General features: G+C 71.4%; 16 protein-coding genes and 1 pseudogene. 13 read left to right on the forward strand and 4 right to left on the reverse strand.

Annotation, left to right across the window (positions count from 1 at the left end; all coding sequences use genetic code 11):
• Positions 1-66: 66 nt before the first annotated feature.
• Positions 67-576, reverse strand: coding sequence for a hypothetical protein (locus AB0G01_RS25825; RefSeq protein WP_360949937.1), 510 nt, complete (start codon positions 574-576; stop codon positions 67-69).
• A gap of 192 nt (positions 577-768) precedes the next feature.
• On the opposite strand from AB0G01_RS25825, the gene AB0G01_RS25830 reads away from it, so the two are divergent.
• The 6 genes from AB0G01_RS25830 (at position 769) to AB0G01_RS25855 (ending at position 7,698) form a co-directional block, all read left to right on the forward strand.
• On the forward strand, positions 769-3,879 hold the full coding sequence (locus tag AB0G01_RS25830; RefSeq protein WP_360949940.1) for a BTAD domain-containing putative transcriptional regulator: 3,111 nt from the start codon (positions 769-771) through the stop codon (positions 3,877-3,879).
• A 463-nt stretch (positions 3,880-4,342) separates the two neighbouring features.
• Positions 4,343-5,047 (forward strand): hypothetical protein, encoded by a 705-nt coding sequence (locus AB0G01_RS25835; RefSeq protein ID WP_360949943.1) that lies wholly within the window; start codon positions 4,343-4,345, stop codon positions 5,045-5,047.
• 321 nt (positions 5,048-5,368) lie between these two features.
• Entirely contained in the window at positions 5,369-6,469 is a 1,101-nt protein-coding gene (locus tag AB0G01_RS25840; protein WP_360949946.1) for a hypothetical protein, read from the forward strand.
• Positions 6,466-6,822, forward strand: coding sequence for a hypothetical protein (locus AB0G01_RS25845; RefSeq protein WP_360949949.1), 357 nt, complete (start codon positions 6,466-6,468; stop codon positions 6,820-6,822). The genes AB0G01_RS25840 and AB0G01_RS25845 overlap by 4 nt, the downstream gene beginning before the upstream one ends.
• A gap of 63 nt (positions 6,823-6,885) precedes the next feature.
• A complete protein-coding gene (locus tag AB0G01_RS25850) occupies positions 6,886-7,341 on the forward strand; it encodes a transposase (RefSeq protein ID WP_360950426.1) in 456 nt (151 codons plus the stop codon).
• 198 nt (positions 7,342-7,539) lie between these two features.
• Positions 7,540-7,698 (forward strand): transposase, encoded by a 159-nt coding sequence (locus AB0G01_RS25855; protein WP_360950429.1) that lies wholly within the window; start codon positions 7,540-7,542, stop codon positions 7,696-7,698.
• An 8-nt stretch (positions 7,699-7,706) separates the two neighbouring features.
• On the opposite strand, the gene AB0G01_RS25860 is transcribed toward AB0G01_RS25855, so the two are convergent.
• Together AB0G01_RS25860 and AB0G01_RS25865 are read right to left on the reverse strand one after the other, a co-directional pair.
• Complete coding sequence (locus tag AB0G01_RS25860) at positions 7,707-8,507, reverse strand: methyltransferase domain-containing protein (RefSeq protein WP_360949952.1); 801 nt, start codon at positions 8,505-8,507, stop codon at positions 7,707-7,709.
• A gap of 49 nt (positions 8,508-8,556) precedes the next feature.
• The gene (locus AB0G01_RS25865; RefSeq protein WP_360949955.1) at positions 8,557-10,032 is read right to left on the reverse strand and encodes a dienelactone hydrolase family protein; all 1,476 of its coding nucleotides are present in this window, start codon (positions 10,030-10,032) and stop codon (positions 8,557-8,559) included.
• A gap of 274 nt (positions 10,033-10,306) precedes the next feature.
• On the opposite strand from AB0G01_RS25865, the gene AB0G01_RS25870 reads away from it, so the two are divergent.
• From AB0G01_RS25870 to AB0G01_RS25895, 6 genes and pseudogenes are all read left to right on the forward strand, one after another.
• Positions 10,307-11,518, forward strand: coding sequence for a histidine kinase (locus AB0G01_RS25870; protein WP_360949958.1), 1,212 nt, complete (start codon positions 10,307-10,309; stop codon positions 11,516-11,518).
• Complete coding sequence (locus tag AB0G01_RS25875; protein WP_360949961.1) at positions 11,515-12,177, forward strand: response regulator transcription factor; 663 nt, start codon at positions 11,515-11,517, stop codon at positions 12,175-12,177. The genes AB0G01_RS25870 and AB0G01_RS25875 overlap by 4 nt, the downstream gene beginning before the upstream one ends.
• Positions 12,178-12,360: 183 nt before the next feature.
• A complete protein-coding gene (locus AB0G01_RS25880) occupies positions 12,361-13,260 on the forward strand; it encodes an arpA protein (RefSeq protein ID WP_360949964.1) in 900 nt (299 codons plus the stop codon).
• Positions 13,261-13,402: 142 nt separating this feature from the next.
• On the forward strand, positions 13,403-14,308 hold the full coding sequence (locus AB0G01_RS25885; protein ID WP_360949966.1) for a hypothetical protein: 906 nt from the start codon (positions 13,403-13,405) through the stop codon (positions 14,306-14,308).
• 54 nt (positions 14,309-14,362) lie between these two features.
• A complete protein-coding gene (locus AB0G01_RS25890; protein ID WP_360949969.1) occupies positions 14,363-15,316 on the forward strand; it encodes a DMT family transporter in 954 nt (317 codons plus the stop codon).
• A 27-nt stretch (positions 15,317-15,343) separates the two neighbouring features.
• Positions 15,344-15,532, forward strand: a pseudogene (locus AB0G01_RS25895) (IS5/IS1182 family transposase); the annotation flags it as partial.
• Positions 15,533-15,637: 105 nt separating this feature from the next.
• Here the strand turns inward: AB0G01_RS25895 and AB0G01_RS25900 are convergent.
• Positions 15,638-16,300, reverse strand: a complete 663-nt coding sequence (locus AB0G01_RS25900) for an NAD(P)-binding domain-containing protein (RefSeq protein ID WP_360949972.1) — start codon at positions 16,298-16,300, stop codon at positions 15,638-15,640.
• A gap of 227 nt (positions 16,301-16,527) precedes the next feature.
• Between AB0G01_RS25900 and AB0G01_RS25905 the strand changes: the two genes are divergently transcribed.
• Positions 16,528-17,034, forward strand: coding sequence for a hypothetical protein (locus AB0G01_RS25905; protein WP_360949975.1), 507 nt, complete (start codon positions 16,528-16,530; stop codon positions 17,032-17,034).
• Positions 17,035-17,036: the final 2 nt, after the last annotated feature.

Raw genomic sequence — 17,036 nt, forward strand, 5'->3', positions numbered from 1 at the left:
GGCCGGCCATCCGGGTGCGCTTGACCCGGATGGCCGGCCTCGGAAGACCTCTCGACCAGGGTCGCGTCAGCAGTTCACCGCCACGCGCGGGCCGGCCACGGTGATGCGGGTCGTGCTCACCGCCGGGATGTCGATCGCCCCGTTGGCCGTCACCGTCGTGGCGTTCGGCTTCGCGGCGCACACCGCGGACAGGGTGATCGCCGAGCCGTAGCAGGCCGCGCGGTAGCCGCCGGAGAGGCCGCTGTCGAGGCACGCGTCGTCGCGGACCTGCTTGGACGGGCTCGGCTGCGCCCACATGTTGATCACCGCCGCCCGCATCTGGAAGCCGGCTTCCCGGTGGTTCCACGCGATCATCACGGCCTTGTAGACCGGCTCGACGCCGTTGTGGGAGTTGATCAGGCAGACGTCGACGCTGTGGGTCGAGCTGTCGCGCTCGGTGCAGTGCCAGTTGCCCGGGTACGGGTACGCGACCGGCGTCGCCCAACTCCGCACCGCCGCCGACGCCGGCTGCGCGAGCGCGGGCACCATCAGCAAGCCGGTCAGCAGGGCCACGAGCCCGCCGGTGATCTTCTTCATCTCTGCTCCAACAATCGGTCGACAGTGGTGGGTCCGGCTCTCGCGGAGTGCGGACGACAGGCCGGGGGCGGTCGGCCCGACCCCTCCGCGGGCCGACCGGGTGAAGTGTGCGGTCGCCCGGTTCAGCGCCGGTCCACGCGCGGTCCAGTGGCGGGCGGACCGCTGCGATACCTTGTCGAAAGGGGGTGGTCGGTGCTCTTCGAGGCTTTCGGCACGATGGCGCTGGTGTCCGTCGACGGCACCCGCGTGGCCATCCCGGCCCGAAAAGTGCGGCTGTTGCTGGCATCGCTCCTGCTGGCACCCGACCGGGTGGTCAGTACCGACCGGCTGGTCGACGCGCTGTGGGGCGATCGACCGCCGGCGTCGGCGCTGGGGAACATCAAGACCTACGCGTCGACGCTCCGGCGGCTGCTGCTCGACCAACGACCCGACGGGGACGTGCGGGTCGTCAGTGATCGGGACGGCTACCGCATCCAGGCGAATCCCGCCGACGTGGACGTATTCGCCTTCGAGGACCAGGTTTCGGCCGGTTGCCGGGCCTGGGGTGACGGGGACGCGGAACGCGCGGCGGGGGTTTTGGCGCGGGCGCTGGCGTTGTGGCGAGGTGAGCCCTTCCCGGAGGTGACCGGGCCGACCGCCGAGGCGGTGCGGGCCAGGGTGGCGGGACAGCGGTTGGTGGCCCACGAACACCTGGCGCGTGCCCTGGTGGCGGCCGATCGTGCCGACGAGGCCGTGGCGGCGCTGACCGGTCCCGCCGCCGGGCACCCGTTCCACGAGCACCTCCAAGGCACGTTGATGACCGCCCTCCACCGCGCCGGGAGGTCGGCGGAAGCGCTGCGGCACTACGAGCGCACCCGAGCGCTGCTGGACCGGGAGTTGGGGGTGCTGCCCGGCCCGGAACTGCGTCGCGCGCACGCCACGATCCTCGGTGACGACGAAGTCCGCCCGCCCGCGCCGAACACCGTCGTCGCGCAATTACCCCGCGCGCCAAGTGGTTTCGTGGGGCGGCACGACGTCGTGCGCACCCTGGACCAGCTCCTGGACGACCCCGGCACGGGCCCCGCGCTGTGCGTGGTCACCGGTGCGGCGGGGGTGGGCAAGACGGCCCTGGCCCTGCACTGGGCGCACTCGGTCCGGTCGCGTTTCCCCGCGGGACAACTGTTCCTGGACCTGCGCGGGCACCGGGCCGACCCGCCGTTGACGCCCCGGCAGGCCCTCGACGAGGTGTTGCAGGCCCTCGACGTCGACCAGACCGACCGGCCGGGCAGCGTGGCCGCCGCCGCCGCCGTCTACCGGTCGGCGCTGGCGGACCGACCGGTGCTGGTGGTGCTGGACGACGCGGCGGACGTGGAGCAGGTCCGCCCCCTGCTGCCCGGCGCGGACGGCAGCGCGGTCGTGGTCACCAGCCGCAACCGGCTCGACGGACTGGTCGTCCGCGAGGGTGCGCGGCAGGTGCGGCTGGACGTGTTGGACACCGACGACGCGCTGGCGGTGCTCGGTGCGACGGTCGGCGGGAAACGGGTGGTCCGCGAGGAGCGGGAGGCACGGGAACTGGTGGAGCTGTGCGGGGGACTGCCCCTGGCCCTCCGCATCGCCGCCGCGCACCTGGCGGCGCGTCCGAGCCAGGCGATCGGCGACTACGTGACCGAGTTGCGCACCGGCGACCGCCTCGCCGCCCTGGAACCGCAGGGAGACCCGGAGTCCGCGGTGAAGGCCGCGCTCGACCTGTCCTACGCCGCGCAGGACTTCGAGACCCGCCGGTTGTTCCGCCTGCTCGGCCTCGTGCCCGGACCGGACGTGACCGCACCCGTCGCGGCGGCGCTCGCCGACATCGACCTGACCTCGGCCCAACGCGGGTTGCGCACGCTCGTCGCGGCGAACCTGGTCGAGGAGCGCACGCCCGGCCGGCACGCCCTGCACGAGTTGCTCCGCCTCTACGCCGCCGGCCGCGCGGTCGAGGACGGGCGTGCCCCGCTCGACCGGTTGCTGGACTGGTACGCGACCGCCGCCGACCACGCCGCCGACGCGCTGGACCCGGGCCGGACCCGACTGCCCGGCCTGGCACCCAGGGGAGAGGGCGGGCAGGTGTTTGTGGACGCCGACAGCGCGCTCGACTGGTTCACCGCCGAGGCCCCCAACCTCGCCGCGGTGGCACGGGTGGCCGCCGACACCGGTCCGCACTGGATCGCCTGGGGCGTCGCCGAGTCGATGAAGGGCTACTTCCTGCGCGGCAACACGGCGCACTGGCGCTCCGTCGTGGACCGGGGCTTGCGGGCTGCGGACGGTGACACGACCGCCGTGGCGGCCATGCACAACAGCAGGGGCGTGCTGGGACTGACCGAGGGTGACTACACCACCGCGATCGACCACTTCACCGAGTCGCTGCGGGCGGCCACCGCCGGCGGGTGGCACCTCGGGGTGGTCACCGCGCTGTCCAACCTGGGCCTGCTGCACTACTTCACCGGTCACCTGGCGGTGGCGTTCGACCACCTGAGCCGGGCCGACGCGCTCGCCACCACCGAGGCCACCTGCCTGGTCCACGCCGGTGCCATCCGGCTCAACCTCGGGGCCACCGCGCTCGACCTCGGCCGCCCCGCCGAGGCGGTGGACCACGTCACCCGGGCTCTGTCCGTCCAGTCCCGGACCGGGCACGACCGTGGCCGGGGCGCGGCGCTGCGGCTCCTGGCCGAGGCCCACTACCACCTGGGCGACCTCGGGCAGGCGGCCGACCTGGCCGAGTCCGCCGCCGCGCACAGCCGCGACCACCGGGTGGACCACGAACTGGCGCGATGCCTGGACCTGAGGGCCCGCCTGGCACTCCTGGACGGCGAGCACCTGCTGGCGCACGACCTCGTGTCACAGGCGGCGGACCTCGCCGAGGGGCACCACTTCGTGGAGACGGACACGCTCAACACGGCGGGGGAGGTCGACTGCCTGCGGCACCGGTTACCCGAGGCGCGGGCGCTGTTCGAACAGGCGCTGGACGCCGCCGACCGGTCGCACTACCTGCGGGGGCAGCTCGACGCGCTGCTGGGACTGTCGGAGGTGTGCCGCGCGCAGGGCGAACTGGGCCGTGCCGCCGACCACGCCAACACCGTGCTCGACCGCTCCCGCGCCGGCGGGCTGCGCACCCACGAGGGACGTGCGCTCGCGGCACGGGCAGCGGTCCACCTCGCTGACGACGACCCCCGGGCCGCGATCGAGGACGCCACCCGGGCGCGGATCATCCACGCGGAGACCGGCTGCCGCCGATTCGAAGAGCAGAGCCGGCAGTTGTTGGCCGAGGCGCGGTCACGCCGCTGAAAGCGGACGGACGGCCCACACCGTTGGAGCGCGGACGACTTCGGCCACGTGCGGCGGCACAGCGGCGATCAAGGGTTGGGTGGCGGGGGAGTAGACGTCTATGACATCCCAAAAATCGCGGCCGACGGTGCTCGATGAGCCGGGTCTTGTGGGTGTGGTGCGGGTTAGACGTGTATGTGGTGCTTGGTCGGCGACCACGGATGGGTGTGGTCGCCGTGCCCGGGGCCAAGGCGACGCGCATCGGTGAGGGGGTGGAAGTGACAGTCCGTGGGGGTCGTAGTCGCACGATCGTGGGGCGGTTGTTGCCTGTTCGGGCGCATCGCCGTGTCCTGTGGACCGGTAGCGTCTGGTCAGGGTTCGCTGTTTCCTCTGTGCGCCAAGGGGTGGGGTTGTTGTCGGTGTGCTGTGGTGTCCGTCCGCCCCGCCGTGCGGGGACGATGTCGTGGGCGCGAGGATGACGGCCATGACCGTCATCCAGGGTGCCGTGGGCACCGCCACGTCCCGAGGTCCGCGCCGCGAGGTCAACGCCGACGCCCACGCGCTCGCCGTGCACGGCGGGGTGACCGCCGTGGCCGTCGTGGACGGCACCGGCTCCACACCCGAGGTGGCCGACTTCGCCCGGGTGGCGGCGACCGTCGCCGTCGGCGTCGCCGCCCGGCGCTTCTCCCCGGTTCTGGGCGTGGTCGCGGCGGGCGAGGTCTACGGGGACCCGGTCGCGGGCAGCGCCCGACCCGATGGCGCGATCGTGGTCGCCGCCGCTGCGGCCGGTCGGTACTGGCGGATCGCGTGGGCGGGCGACAGCGCCGCCTACGGCCTCAAGGACGACGGCACGCTGCACCGCTTCACCACTCCGCACACCCAGGGGCAACTGCTGCGCGACCAGGGTGCCGACGAGCAGGAGGCGCGCGGGCACGATCACCAACTCCTGCACAGCCTCGGCGGGGTGCCGGTCGGCGGCGTCGAGGCCACCGAGGCCGTGGCGCGCCTGCTGGTCCTGGCCTCCGACGGCCTGACCCTGCCCGACGACGAGTTCCTCGCGCTGCTCGCCGACCACGGCCACGAACCGCAGACCTGCGCCGAGCGGCTGGTCACCGCTTCCCGCAAGCACAGCGCCGACGACATCACCGTCGTCGTCATCCCGCACCCCGATACGCAGGAAGGGAGGTGATCACCTTGGGAGACAAGAAGGACGACAACCCGCCGCCCGACGAGAGCCCGACCCGGACGATACCGAAGGTGCCCAAGTGACGGCCCGGCCGGGCCGGCCACACCCAGCGGCCGGCCCGACCACCACAGGTACGTCGAGCGGACCCTGACGGCTCACCGGCCGCACCCGTCGACCTGAGTGCTGAAAAGTGCCGCTGATCGGACGTCCGACGACTACCCGCACAGGTCGCTCCGCTGATATCGCGCAGTTCGGCGGGAAGCGGGGACGATACCGAACGGAAGCCGGGCAGATGGCGTAGCTGGTTTCGTTCCCTGGCAGGTCGTGTCGATCACCGCCGAGTGGTGGGGTAGTGGGGTGGTGAACGGGTTCTGGATGGTCGACCAGGGCGTCGCCGAGTTGTCCGGCCAGGTCGATCGGGCGCGGGTGGACGCGGAGACCGCCAAGAAGCACGTCGAGAAGTACGCCGTGATGTCGTTCGGCGAGAGTGGCCTCCTGCTGACCGTGATCGGGTCGCACGACCGGGCGGTGACGTCGGTGTGCGACGGGCTGGACGGCTTGGTCGAGCGGACGAAGTTCGTGGTGGAGGGCATCGCCGAGAGCGTCCTGGACTACCGGACGGCCGATGACGAGGCCGGTCGCCGGTTCGACGACCTGACCGCGTTGATGGGACGGGGTGCGCGGACGCCGGGTGTCCGGCGCTCCGGGCTCTACGCCCGAGGCGCGCGGTTCACCGATCCGGTGGAGCCGACGGAGGTGCTGCGCGACCCGAACATCGGGCAGCAGCAACCCCTGTGGGATTTCGACCCGCGGTCGACGGACTGGTTCAACCCGGCGTCGTGGGTGCGCGAGACCGTCCAGGAGCTGGTGGGGTGGGACCCGTTCGAGCAGTCGGTGGAGTGGCTGTCCGGCGACTGGACCGCGTTCGAACGCGTGCTGTTCACGTGGGTGCAGATGGGCGCGGTCGGCGATCGGGTCGCGCGGAACCTGGCGCGGGCGGCAGAGGACCTGCCGGCGGTGTGGACCGGCCGCGAGGCCGTTGCCGCCCAGTGGTACCTGCACGAGTTGGCGGGGGCGACGGCGGGTTTCGGGGACTACTGCCGGACGCTGGTGGGCCACTACCGCAGTGCGGTGGAGGCGGCGCGCGCGTTCAACGAACTCGCCTCGGGGGTCCTGTCCGAGCTGGTCACCGCTGCGGCCATCGCGAGCGGGGCGATGCTGGCGCGGTTCGTGCCGCACCCGGCGACCCGCATCGCGGCGAGGATCGCGCTGGCGCTGGCCACGAGCCGGGTGGTTCTCCTGGCGAAGCGGCTGAAGGACGGTTACGAGACTTTTCAGACTGCGCTCGACGTGTTCGACGCGGCCGGCCACACCTTCGAGTACACCAGGATGAAGGCACCGATCGTGCAGAGGCAGTCGCGGTGACCGGACCACTGCCGGACCGCCTGGGCCAAGCCCTGTTGCGCTCGCTGGCACGACACCCGCCGTCGGCGGCGGTCGGCGAGATGGCGCGCGAGGTGCTGTCCGGTCGGATGACGCTGCACGAGGCCACCCGCAGCCTCGCCTACGCGGAGACCTTCGCGGCGGCGGCGCGGGACATCCGACCCGCGCTGGACTCCCTGTCCCCGGAAGAACACCGCCAAGCGCGGGAGTCCGCCGACGCGATCGCCGATCTCCTCGACCCGCCTGAACCACCCCCACCGCCGAAGGCCCGACGCCGACCGGTGGAGGACGACTGGGACGAGACCTGCACCTCGCCCTGGGACGACCGACCCTAGGGCGAAGCAGTGAATGGCCCGTCTAGCGCGTGTTTCACAGGTGAGGTGACCGGCGGCGTGCCGGTGGCCGGGACGTGGAGTAGGCGGCAGTTGATCGACGGCGTCCGGTGGCGGGTGCGGGTGGGTGCCCCATGGCGGGATCTCCCACCCGAGTACGGACCTTGGCAGACCGTCTACGGGTTGTTCCGGCGGTGGCAGCGTGCCGGGATCTGGCGGGCGATCCTGGCCGCGTTGCAGACCCATGCGTACGCCGCCGGGTCGATCGTGTGGGACGTGAGCGTGGATTCTACGATCATGCGGGCGCGCCGGCATGCCGGCGGTGCGCGTAAAAGGGGGATTTACAGGTCGAACCGCCCGATATTGACGAGGGCGGGACCGAGCCGGACGATCACGGGTTGGGGCGGTCGAGAGGCGGGTGGGCCGGCAGGCTGCACCTGGTCTGCGAACAACGGCGGCGGTCGTTGTCGCGGCTGGTCACCGCCGGGCAACGCGGCGACAGCCCGCAGTTCGTGCCGGTGATCGAGGCGATCCGGGTACCTCGCCCGGACGGCGGGCGACCACGCACCCGGCCGGCCCGGTTCTGGCGGACAAGGCCCACAACTCCAAGGCCAACCGGGCCTAGCTGCGGCAACGTGGGATCAAGGTGACCATCGACCAGCCCCGTGACCAGGCCCCCGCCGCAAGGCCAAAGGCTCTGCGGGTGGGTGTCCACCGACGATCGACCGGGAGATCCACAAACAGCGCCATGCCGTCGAGTGCGGCATCAACCTGCTCAAACAGTACCGCGCGGTGGCCACCCGCTACGACAAACTCGCCATCCGCTACCAGGCCACCGTCCACATCACCGCCATCAACATCTGGCTACGCCACATCTGAAACACGCGCTAGCGGCGGGCGGTGATGAGCCAGGCGTGCGAGTCGAACCACACGCCGTCGGTGGTGTTGTGCGCGGCCATGCTGGAGCGCAGCCGGTCGAGTGCCCGCTCGGTCTCGTCCGCATCGAGTCCCGCGAGCAGCTCGCTCGCCATGCGCAGCACGAGCACGGCATCGACGGCGGCGTCGGGATTAGCGCCGTAGTAGACGGGCTCGCTCACGGCGGTGATGTTCACGTCGGCGAACCCGGCCGCTGTCAGGACACCGTCCACTGTGGTCGGTTCGGACAGGGAGAACGCGCCTGCGGCGGGGACCGGCGGCGGGTCGCCGCCGGCCAGTGCCCGGCGTATCGAGGTCACCCACTCCTGCCGGCCGCTGTCCTGCCAGACCAGGTGGACCAGCCGCGACCCGGGCAGCAGCGCGCGTCCGACGTTGGTGAACGCCTCGACCGGATCGGCGAAGAACATCGTGCCGAACCGGCTGATCCCGAGGCTGAAGTGCTGTGCCGGGAAGGGGTGAACCTGCGCATCGGCCTGCTCGAAGCGCACGTTGTGGACCTCCTCGGCCGCGCTGAGCCGGCGAGCGCGCGCCACCATCACCGGGGACGTGTCAACGCCGAGCGCACTGCCCCTGATCGCGATCCCGGCGGCCTCGCGGGTGGTCTGCCCGGCACCGCAGCCGATGTCGAGGACGGTGTCGCCCGGTCGCACGTCGACGGCTTCGCGCAACCGCCGCTGATAGTGCCGCAGCTCAGCGTCGTAGTCGAACACGCTGCCCGAGGCCGGTTCCCCGCGCTTTCCCTGGTCAACCATGACGCCATCATCCCAGCCCCGGCACCGCTTACCAGGGACCGGACGTGCTTCAGCGGGGGCGGTGGACGCCGAGCTCCCCGTAGGCCGACAGCACACCGGCCAGGTCGTCAGGTTTGTCGCGCAGGAAGGTGTCCAGGAAGGCGAGGGTGGTGGTGGCGACGACGTGGGGACTCCCGGTGCGCCCGAGGGAGCCGACGATCGACGGCACGGGCGGCAGGTACAGGGGGCCGTCCATGAAGGTGAGGTGTGCGGCTCCGGGGATGGTGAGCCGGTAACTCGTCGAGGTGCTCCGTTCGAGAACCTCGGTGAGGCGGGGCAGGTAGTGCGGGTCGGTTGCCGGGGTGATGGCCTGGGTGAGCGCGAGCGTCGGCTGGTCGAGCGAGGGCGAGTCGGCACCGTGGGGGTAGCCGTCCAGGTCGATGACGGCGTCGAACCGGTGATCGTGCCGCGCGGCCTGCAACGCGGCAGCGCCGCCCATGGAGTGGCCGGTCACCGCGACCCGGCTGGTGTCCAGGCGTCCGGCCAGCGGGTCGGCGCTCCCCGCCCGGTCCGAGGTCTCCGACTGCGAAGTCACCAACTGCGACGTCTCCAACCGGGTGAGGACGAAGCCGAGGTCGGCGGCGCGGATCGCCGTCCAGCCGGCCGCCAGTTCGTCGTCCTCGGCCGGGTCGCCGGTGGCGGTGGTCGCGGTGGTGATCGTCCGGCCGTCGGCGAGGACGACGGCAGCGGAGTCGTACGGGTGGTCGAGGGCGGCGACCACGTAGCCGTGGCTGGCCACTTCCTCCGCCCAGGCGGTGTTCTGGGTGCGCACCCCGCCCGACCCGGGGGAGAACAGCACGACCGGGAACCGTCCCCCCTCGTCGGCCACGGGGGCGTCGAAGGTCGAGTGGGTGCGGGCCCGCGCGACACCGTCGATCAGGAAAGCCGGCAGACCGACTCCGCCGGCCAGGGCCTCGGAGACGGTGCGCGCCTCGTGCTCCGTGCGCCCGAGGTACTGGGCCGCCTGCCCGGCCGCCGGGCTGTTCCGCGCGGGGTACCAGAGCTGGACCACGACCGTGCGCCGGTCGTCCGGATCGGCGGTGAAGGTCTCGGGGCGGTCCGGGTCGGTCCACTGCACCACGCGGGTGCCGACCGCGAACGTGCCCGAGGGCTCGGGGAACACGGGTACGGGAAAGGCCCAGGCGGCCACCGGGCCCGTGGTGATCAGACCGACGCAGGCGATCGATCCCGGCAACGCCAGCCCCCAGTGGGCCCGTCGCGGCACCCGGCCGGTACGGCGTGCCAGCAGAGGGGACAGGGCGAATGGCAACGCGAGGGCAGCGCCTGCCAGTACCGGCAACACCTGCCAGCGAATCCCCGTCACCCCCAGCACGATCGCGGACAGCACGAAAAGCGCCGCCGCCGCGATCGTGACGCGGGGGCGGGCGGTGGGGGGCAGCCAACGCGCCACCACCAGCGCGATCGCGCCCAGCAGGGCGAGGATTTCCAGGGGGGACAGGTGCGGTCCCGTGATGGTCTCGGTCACCCGGCAATGGTCGGCGTCGGGTGGGTGCCGCCGCATCGATCCCGGGTCGCCCTCGGATTGCCACCGGGGTCGCGATCCGAGGCAGGTGCCGGTGCGTTCGGAGTGGCAACCACGAGTGCCGGAACAGCGGCCGGCCTGCGACCCCAGGCGGTATGGGGCTCCTCCTGCGGTCGTACGCGGGCACGGTGCCGTCAGACGTGGGTCTCATGTGCTCGGCGGGCTCGCGGCCTACCGTGTCAGGGGCCGGGACCGGGTGCGGGGGGAGAAAACGGCCGTGCTGCTGACGAGGTACGCCGATCTGGCCTCCGCACGAGCGGCGCGCCTGGTGAGAGCCGTCGTGCGGCGGGGTTCCGTGCTGCCTGCCGTGGTGTGGGACGCGCTGCTGCCGGCGCTTCTCCTCCTCAACGTCCTGACCACCTACCCGCCGAACGAGTTGCCGGTGGCCGTGGTCCTCACCGCCGCCCTCTCGCTGCCCCTGCTGTGGCGGCGCAGGGCCCCGCTCGCGGTGTTCGGCGCGGTGGTAGCCGCAGCGTTCGTGCAGTGGTTGGTGGACGTCCAGCTCCCGGCGGACATCGCGCTGCTGGTGGCTCTTTACGCGGTGGCCGCGAGCTCGGGCCGGCGCGGTGCGCTCGTCGCCGGTGCCGTCGTGGAGGCAGGGGTCCTGCTGGCCTGCCTGCGCTGGACGACCGACGGCGCGTTCCTGACCCCGTTCGTCGCGGTCACCGCGATGACCGTCGCCACCGCCGTCCTCGGGGTGAACGTGTGGACCACGCGCGCCTACCTCGCGGCCCTGGAGGACCGGGCCGTGCGCCTGGAACAGGAGCAGGAGCAGCAGGCGCGGGTGGCCGTCGCCGAGGAAAGGGCACGTATCACCCGGGAGATGCACGACATCGTCACCCACAACCTGTCCGTCATGGTCGCGCTCACCGACGCCGCCGTCTACGCGCAGCACCGGTCGCCCGACAAGGCCACCACCGCCATGCTCCAGATCTCCGAGACCGGTCGGCAGGCCCTGACCGACATGCGGCGGTCCCTGGGCGTCCTGCGAACCGACGAACCGGACGCGGAACGCCACCCGCTGCCCGGCATCGCACAACTGGCGACCCTCGTCGACCAGATGTGCGCCGCCGGGTTGGCCACCCGCCTGGAGGTCGATGGCGGCCACACCCACATACCCGCCACCGCGCAACTGACCGTCTACCGCCTGGTGCAGGAAGCCTTGACCAACACCCTGAAGCACACACCGACCGGCACGCACGCCGAGGTCCGCCTCCGGTGCTCGACGGAGACCGTCACGGTGGACGTCACCGACAACGGCCCGCCACGGCCGGATACCGGTGCCGCACCAGCCGGTCACGGCATCCCCGGCATGCGCGAGCGCTCGGCCGCCTACGGGGGCGAGTTGCAGGCGGGACCGCTTCCGGACGGCGGCTGGACAGTCCACACGCGACTCTTCCTCGGCAGTGGGGGAGCGGTGTCCGCATGACGATCCGCATCCTGATCGCCGACGACGAAGCGCTGCTCCGCATGGCCTTCAGCACGGTTCTTGAGGCCCAGCAGGACATGACACCGGTCGGTGAAGCCGCAGACGGCGGCGAGGCCGTGCGGCTGGCCCGGGAACTGCGCCCCGACGTCGTGCTCATGGACGTCCGGATGCCGGGGACCGACGGGATCGAGGCGACCCGGCAGGTCGTGCGGATGTCCCCGCAGACCAGGGTGCTGATCCTCACCACCTTCGACCTGGACGCCTACGCCTTCGCCGGACTCGACGCCGGGGCTTCGGGTTTTCTGCTGAAGAACACCAGGCCCGAAGAACTGCTCACCGCGATACGCAGTGTGGCGGCGGGCGACGCGGTGGTGTCCCCGCGAATCACCCGCCGCCTGCTGGAGAAATTCCGCCCGCACATTGCCGACGGCCGCAGCGCCGAGCACGACGAACGGCTGAGCCGGCTCAGCGCGCGTGAGCGCGAAGTGCTCGTCCAGGTGGGTCGCGGCCTGTCCAACACCGAGATCGCGGCCACCCTGTTCCTCGCGGAAGCCACCGTGAAATCCCACTTGGGGCGAATACTGCCCAAGCTCGGACTCCGCGATCGCGTACAGGCCGTGGTCTTCGCCCATGAAAGCCGCCTGATCCACCCGGCTTGACGTCGGCCGGGCCAGGACATCGGCGAGATCACCGGCACGGGCGGCACGGGGCTCGCCATCGCCTTGCCACGAATGGCCTGGGCCTATTGGGCGACGGCTCGCCCCACCGTGTTTCCGCGGTGGGCGGGAGGGGGATCCGACGAGCGTTCGAGAACGGTTCTCCCGATTCGAGGCAGGGACCAGATGATGAAGGATGTACGGACTGGAGAGACCGCGGTGGTCGGGGGCGTCGAGTCGTTGACCGATTGGATCAACACCGAACGCTATGCGATCGACGATCCCACCAGCGCGGCCTGGCAGGCCGAAGTGGACCTCACGCGTGCCGAGATCGAGAATCACGGCTTCCGCGTCCTGCGGGATTTCATCCGGCCTGAGCTGCACGAGCGGTTGCGTGCGGAAGGCGAGCAGGTCGCGCCGCTCGCGTACTACGAGGCGCAGGAGGTCAACGTCTACAACCGGGGCGTCGACCCGTCGTTGCCGGAGGATCACCCGGCGCGCGTCACCATGTCGCGGGGCAACGCGTTCGTCACGCGTGATCAAATCCCCGAGAGCACGATCATCCAGCAGTTGTACGCGGACCCGCGCTTCAAGGACTTCATCGCCGCGGCGTGCGGCATGCCCGCCGTGTACGAGTTGGCCGATCCGCTCGCCGGCCTCACCCTGAACGTGATCCAACCCGGCAAGTCGCACCCGTGGCACTTCGACGTCTGCCAGGTCGCCTTGACGATCATGACGCAGAAACCGGACTCCGGCGGGGAGTTCCAGTACTGCCCCGACATCAGGTCTCCGAAGAACGAGCGCCTGAGCGACGTCAAGGCGGTCCTCACCGGCAAGGCGGACCACCTCATCCACGCCGTGGAACTGCGGTTGGGTGATTTGCAGCTCTTCCGGGGCCGGCACGCACTGCACCGGGTCAGCACGGTGCACGGCTCTCGCGCCCGCCACACCGCGGTCTTCGCGTACGGCGAACAGCCGGGCGTGGTGAGCAGCCCCGAGCGGGCCCGGCAGATCTACGGCCGGGTGACGCCCACGCACGTGGCGACGGAGAAGGCCGCCCAGCGGGCGGACGGACTGCTGGACTGAGCAACGAAACACGCGTTCTCGACCGCTGACGACGTGACGCGTCACCGGGTCGGAAGCGTCCCGCCTGTGCAGGTGAAACACGGGGGACTTGATGTCGACCGTTCGCACGGAAAGAAGCAAGGCCAACTTCGACGATCTCTACGTGCAGCCTGATCCACGGCGTCTCTACACGAGTCTGCGCACGCTCGACTACCGGATACCCGAGTTCGCCATGCCCGTCATCGCGCACGTGCACACCGGGGGAACGGTGCTCGACGTGTGTTGCTCCTACGGAGTCGGCGCAGCTCAACTCCGCTACACCCTCTCCATCGCCGACCTCACCGTCCGCTACCGGGACCCGGCTTTGGCGACCCTCGATCCCCGGGCGCTCGTCGCCGCCGACCGGAAGTTCTTCGCTGCGCGGGAACAACGGCGTGACGTGCGCGTCGTCGGGTTGGACGCGTCCACGCCCGCCATCCGGTACGCGCTGAACGTCGGACTGATGGCGGACGGGTGGGCGGAGGACCTCGAACGCTCGGAGCCGTCGGCCGCGCTGGTCGCGGGCCTCGCCGGTGTCCGCACGATCACGTGCACGGGAGGCGTCGGCTACGTCGGTGCCGCCACGTTCCGCCGGATTCTCGACGTCCACCCGGACCCGGCGAACCTGCGCGCGGTCCTGTTCGTCCTCCGGGTGTTCGACTACGCGGAGATCGTCCGGGCATTCGCCGAACGGGACCTGGTCGCGGAAAGGCTGCCGGGCGTCACCTTCCCGCAGCGCCGGTTCGCCAACGCGGCCGAGCGGGACTCGGCTCTGCGGGACCTGGCCGACCGGCGCGTCGACGCGGCCGGCAAGGAGGACTCCGGCTGGTTCCACGCCGAGTGCGTGATCGTCCGACCCGCCGTGGAGGCCGCGCGGGTGCCGGTCGGCGAGTTGGCGGCACGGATCTCCGCTCGCCCGTCCCCGAACCTGGTGCGGCCGGCCCCGAGCGTGGACCGGGACGACGTCGTGGCCGGGAACCGGTCCGGTGGCGGCGCTTGCGCCCGGCCCACGATCCCGTCGCGCGGGTAGACCGGTACCAGGTCGGCCTCGACCAACGGCGGGTCGAACCGGGGAGGACCCGACATGACCGGGCGTGCGAATCGCGACGTCGTGGCCGCGCTGGTCGCGTCGTTCCTCTGGGCCTGCGCGTACATCGGTCCGTCCGCCGTCAAGCCGGCCGGTGAGCTGCTCCTGGTGGCCGGGCGGTACTCGCTGTTCATCCTGTGCGGCCTGTACGTCGTCTGGGTGAGCCGGCGGGAGGTCGCCCGGATGCCGGTCCGGCGAATCCTCTTCGGCCTGCACCTCGGGGTGGTGGGCTACTTCCTGTTCTACCTCTGCATCGCGTATTCGGTGAACGCCGGGAGCGGCTTCATCACGGCCCTCGTCGTCGGGGCCTCGCCGGTCACCATAGCGATCTTCGGGAACGTCGTGGAGAAGCGGTTGCGGTGGCGTCAGCTCGCGGCCCCGATCGTCTGCACGCTGGCCGGTGTGGTGCTGCTCGGTGCGGATGAACTCTTCCGGGGCGGCGCGGAGGACGCCGTCGGGGCTTCCCTCCTGGCGATCGGGCTGTCGCTGCTCGCGAGCGTCCTCTGGGCCTACTTCGTCGTGGTCAACGCCCGGTCCCAGCGAACGTGGGCCGACAAACCCGACCCGCGCATCTGGTCGGCGCTGATCGGGATCGGGGCCGGTCTGGGATCGGTCGTCCTGCTGCCGTTCGCCGTCGCCACCACGCCGTCGGAGACGTTCTCCCCGCAGCCCCTCGTCACGTTGATCGGGTGGTGCGTCTTCCTGGGAGTCGTGAGTTCCTGGTACGGGACCTTGATCTGGGTGCGCGCGGCCCGGGGGATACCGGCTCCGCTGGCCGGACCCCTGCTGGCCACCGAAGCGGTCTTCGGGGCTGTGCTGAGCCTGTTCTGGGAGCACCGGATGCCCACTGCGGGAGAAGTGGGCGGCTGCTTGTGCATCATCGCCGGCGTGGCGCTGTACATGATCTTCGATACGCGCAACGCCCGGACGCGCGAGGTGGGCATCGCGTGACCGGGGTGGTCGCACCACGTGCTCGTGGTCGACGCTGTCGGGCCGGTCGGGGGTCCTGCCGGGCGGCCTCGGCGTCGAAGGGGCGTTACCGCCCGGATCGTCCGCCGTGGCATCGAATCGGCCAGGCGGTGGGGGCGTCACCGGTGCGTCATCGAACGCACCCTGGAGTGGGTTTCCCGGTTCCGACGCCTGGCGCGCCGCTACGAGCGCAAGGCCACCCACTTCACGGCCTTCGCGCGGCCGGCCTGCGCGGTGATCTGCTTCCGCCGAGCCGTCAAGCTGGAGTTGTCGACCCACCACAACCCCGAATGAGATGTGGGCTCAGCCCAGGCCGGCGGGCCGGGTGGCGGTGGCGAGCGCGGTGATCATCTCGTCGCGGCGCATGCGGGCGCTGTAGCCGGGGGTGCCGTGCTGGATGCGCCACGTTTCGGTGAGGTCGCCGATGTCGAGCACGTCGTAGCCGAGGTCCTCGATCAGCGCGGCGACCAGGTCCTTGGCCGAGGGGTCGTCGCCGGCCACGATCGCGGCGCGCCGGTCCTCTCCGGCCGGGCGGGCGTCGAGCGGGAGGTGGGCGTCGAGGATATGGTTGAGCGCCTTGACGACCCGGGCCCCCGGCAACGCCGCCTGGACCACCTGCGACGTGGTGGTTCGCCCTTCGTCGAGGGCGGCGATGTGGCCGTCGCGGTCGGGGTAGTAGTTGCAGGTGTCGATGACGACCTTGCCGTTCAGCTCGGCGGCGGGCAGGTCGTCGACGCCCCGGAACGGGACCGCCAGGACCACGACGCCCCCGGCCGTGGCCGCTTCGGTCACGGAGGCGGCGCGGGCGCGGTCGCCGAGCTCGGTGACCAGGTCCTGGAGGGTTTCGGGACCGTTGGCGTCGGACAGGACGACGGTGTAGCCGTGGTCATGGGCGAGGCGGGCGACGCTGCGGCCGAAGTTGCCGACCCCGATGAAGCCGATCGTCGTGACGGTGTCGATGGGCATACCCCAGGGTATCGAGGATCGGTCGGCAGGTTCCCGACGACCACCGCACGTCACCGTTCGCACCGCAGGGGAGAGGCAACCCGGTGGGACGTCCTTGAGACAGGTCGGTGCGGGACCTGGCGACCTGGCACCTGTCCGTGGTTTCCCCGGTTTCCGTTATCCTGGGACGGAATTGACGACGGTCGGATTCCGCACCCCGTGGCGGTCGAAGCCGATCGGAAGGCGGGTTGCTGAAGATGTCGGATTGGGCGGAGTTCGGCGGACGTCTCGCCGGGACGTTGCGGGACGTGGGTGACCGGGTTTTCCTGGTCGTCTTCTGGCAGGCGAATCGGCGCATGTACGTGCAGTTCGCCGGTGGTGCGCACGAGTTGCTCGCGCAGGCGTCGGGGCCCGAGGTGGTGCCGTCGGCGGATTTCAGCGGTATGACCGAGGCGGGTTGGGCGGCACCGTCGGTGGGCATCGACCCGCCGAACTGGTCCTTCTCGTTGCCGCTTCCCGCATCGTCTGACGAGTATTCCGCGTTGGCGGAACGCTGCGTGGTGGCGTTGCGGGACGCCTACGGTCTTCCGGGGCCCGATGGGTTGGTGTACAAGGCTTGGCGCGACGGCGAGCTGCCTCCGGCCGGGGAGTCGTGGTCGGCCGAGCGGACGGCGGCACGGGACAGGGGCGAAAACCCGTTGGTGTTGTCCGGGTTGGGGATTCCGCCTGCCCCGAGTTCGGCTCGTACCCGTTGACC

Source organism: Actinosynnema sp. NPDC023587, assembly GCF_040640215.1.
Taxonomy (GTDB): Bacteria; Actinomycetota; Actinomycetes; order Mycobacteriales; family Pseudonocardiaceae; genus Actinosynnema.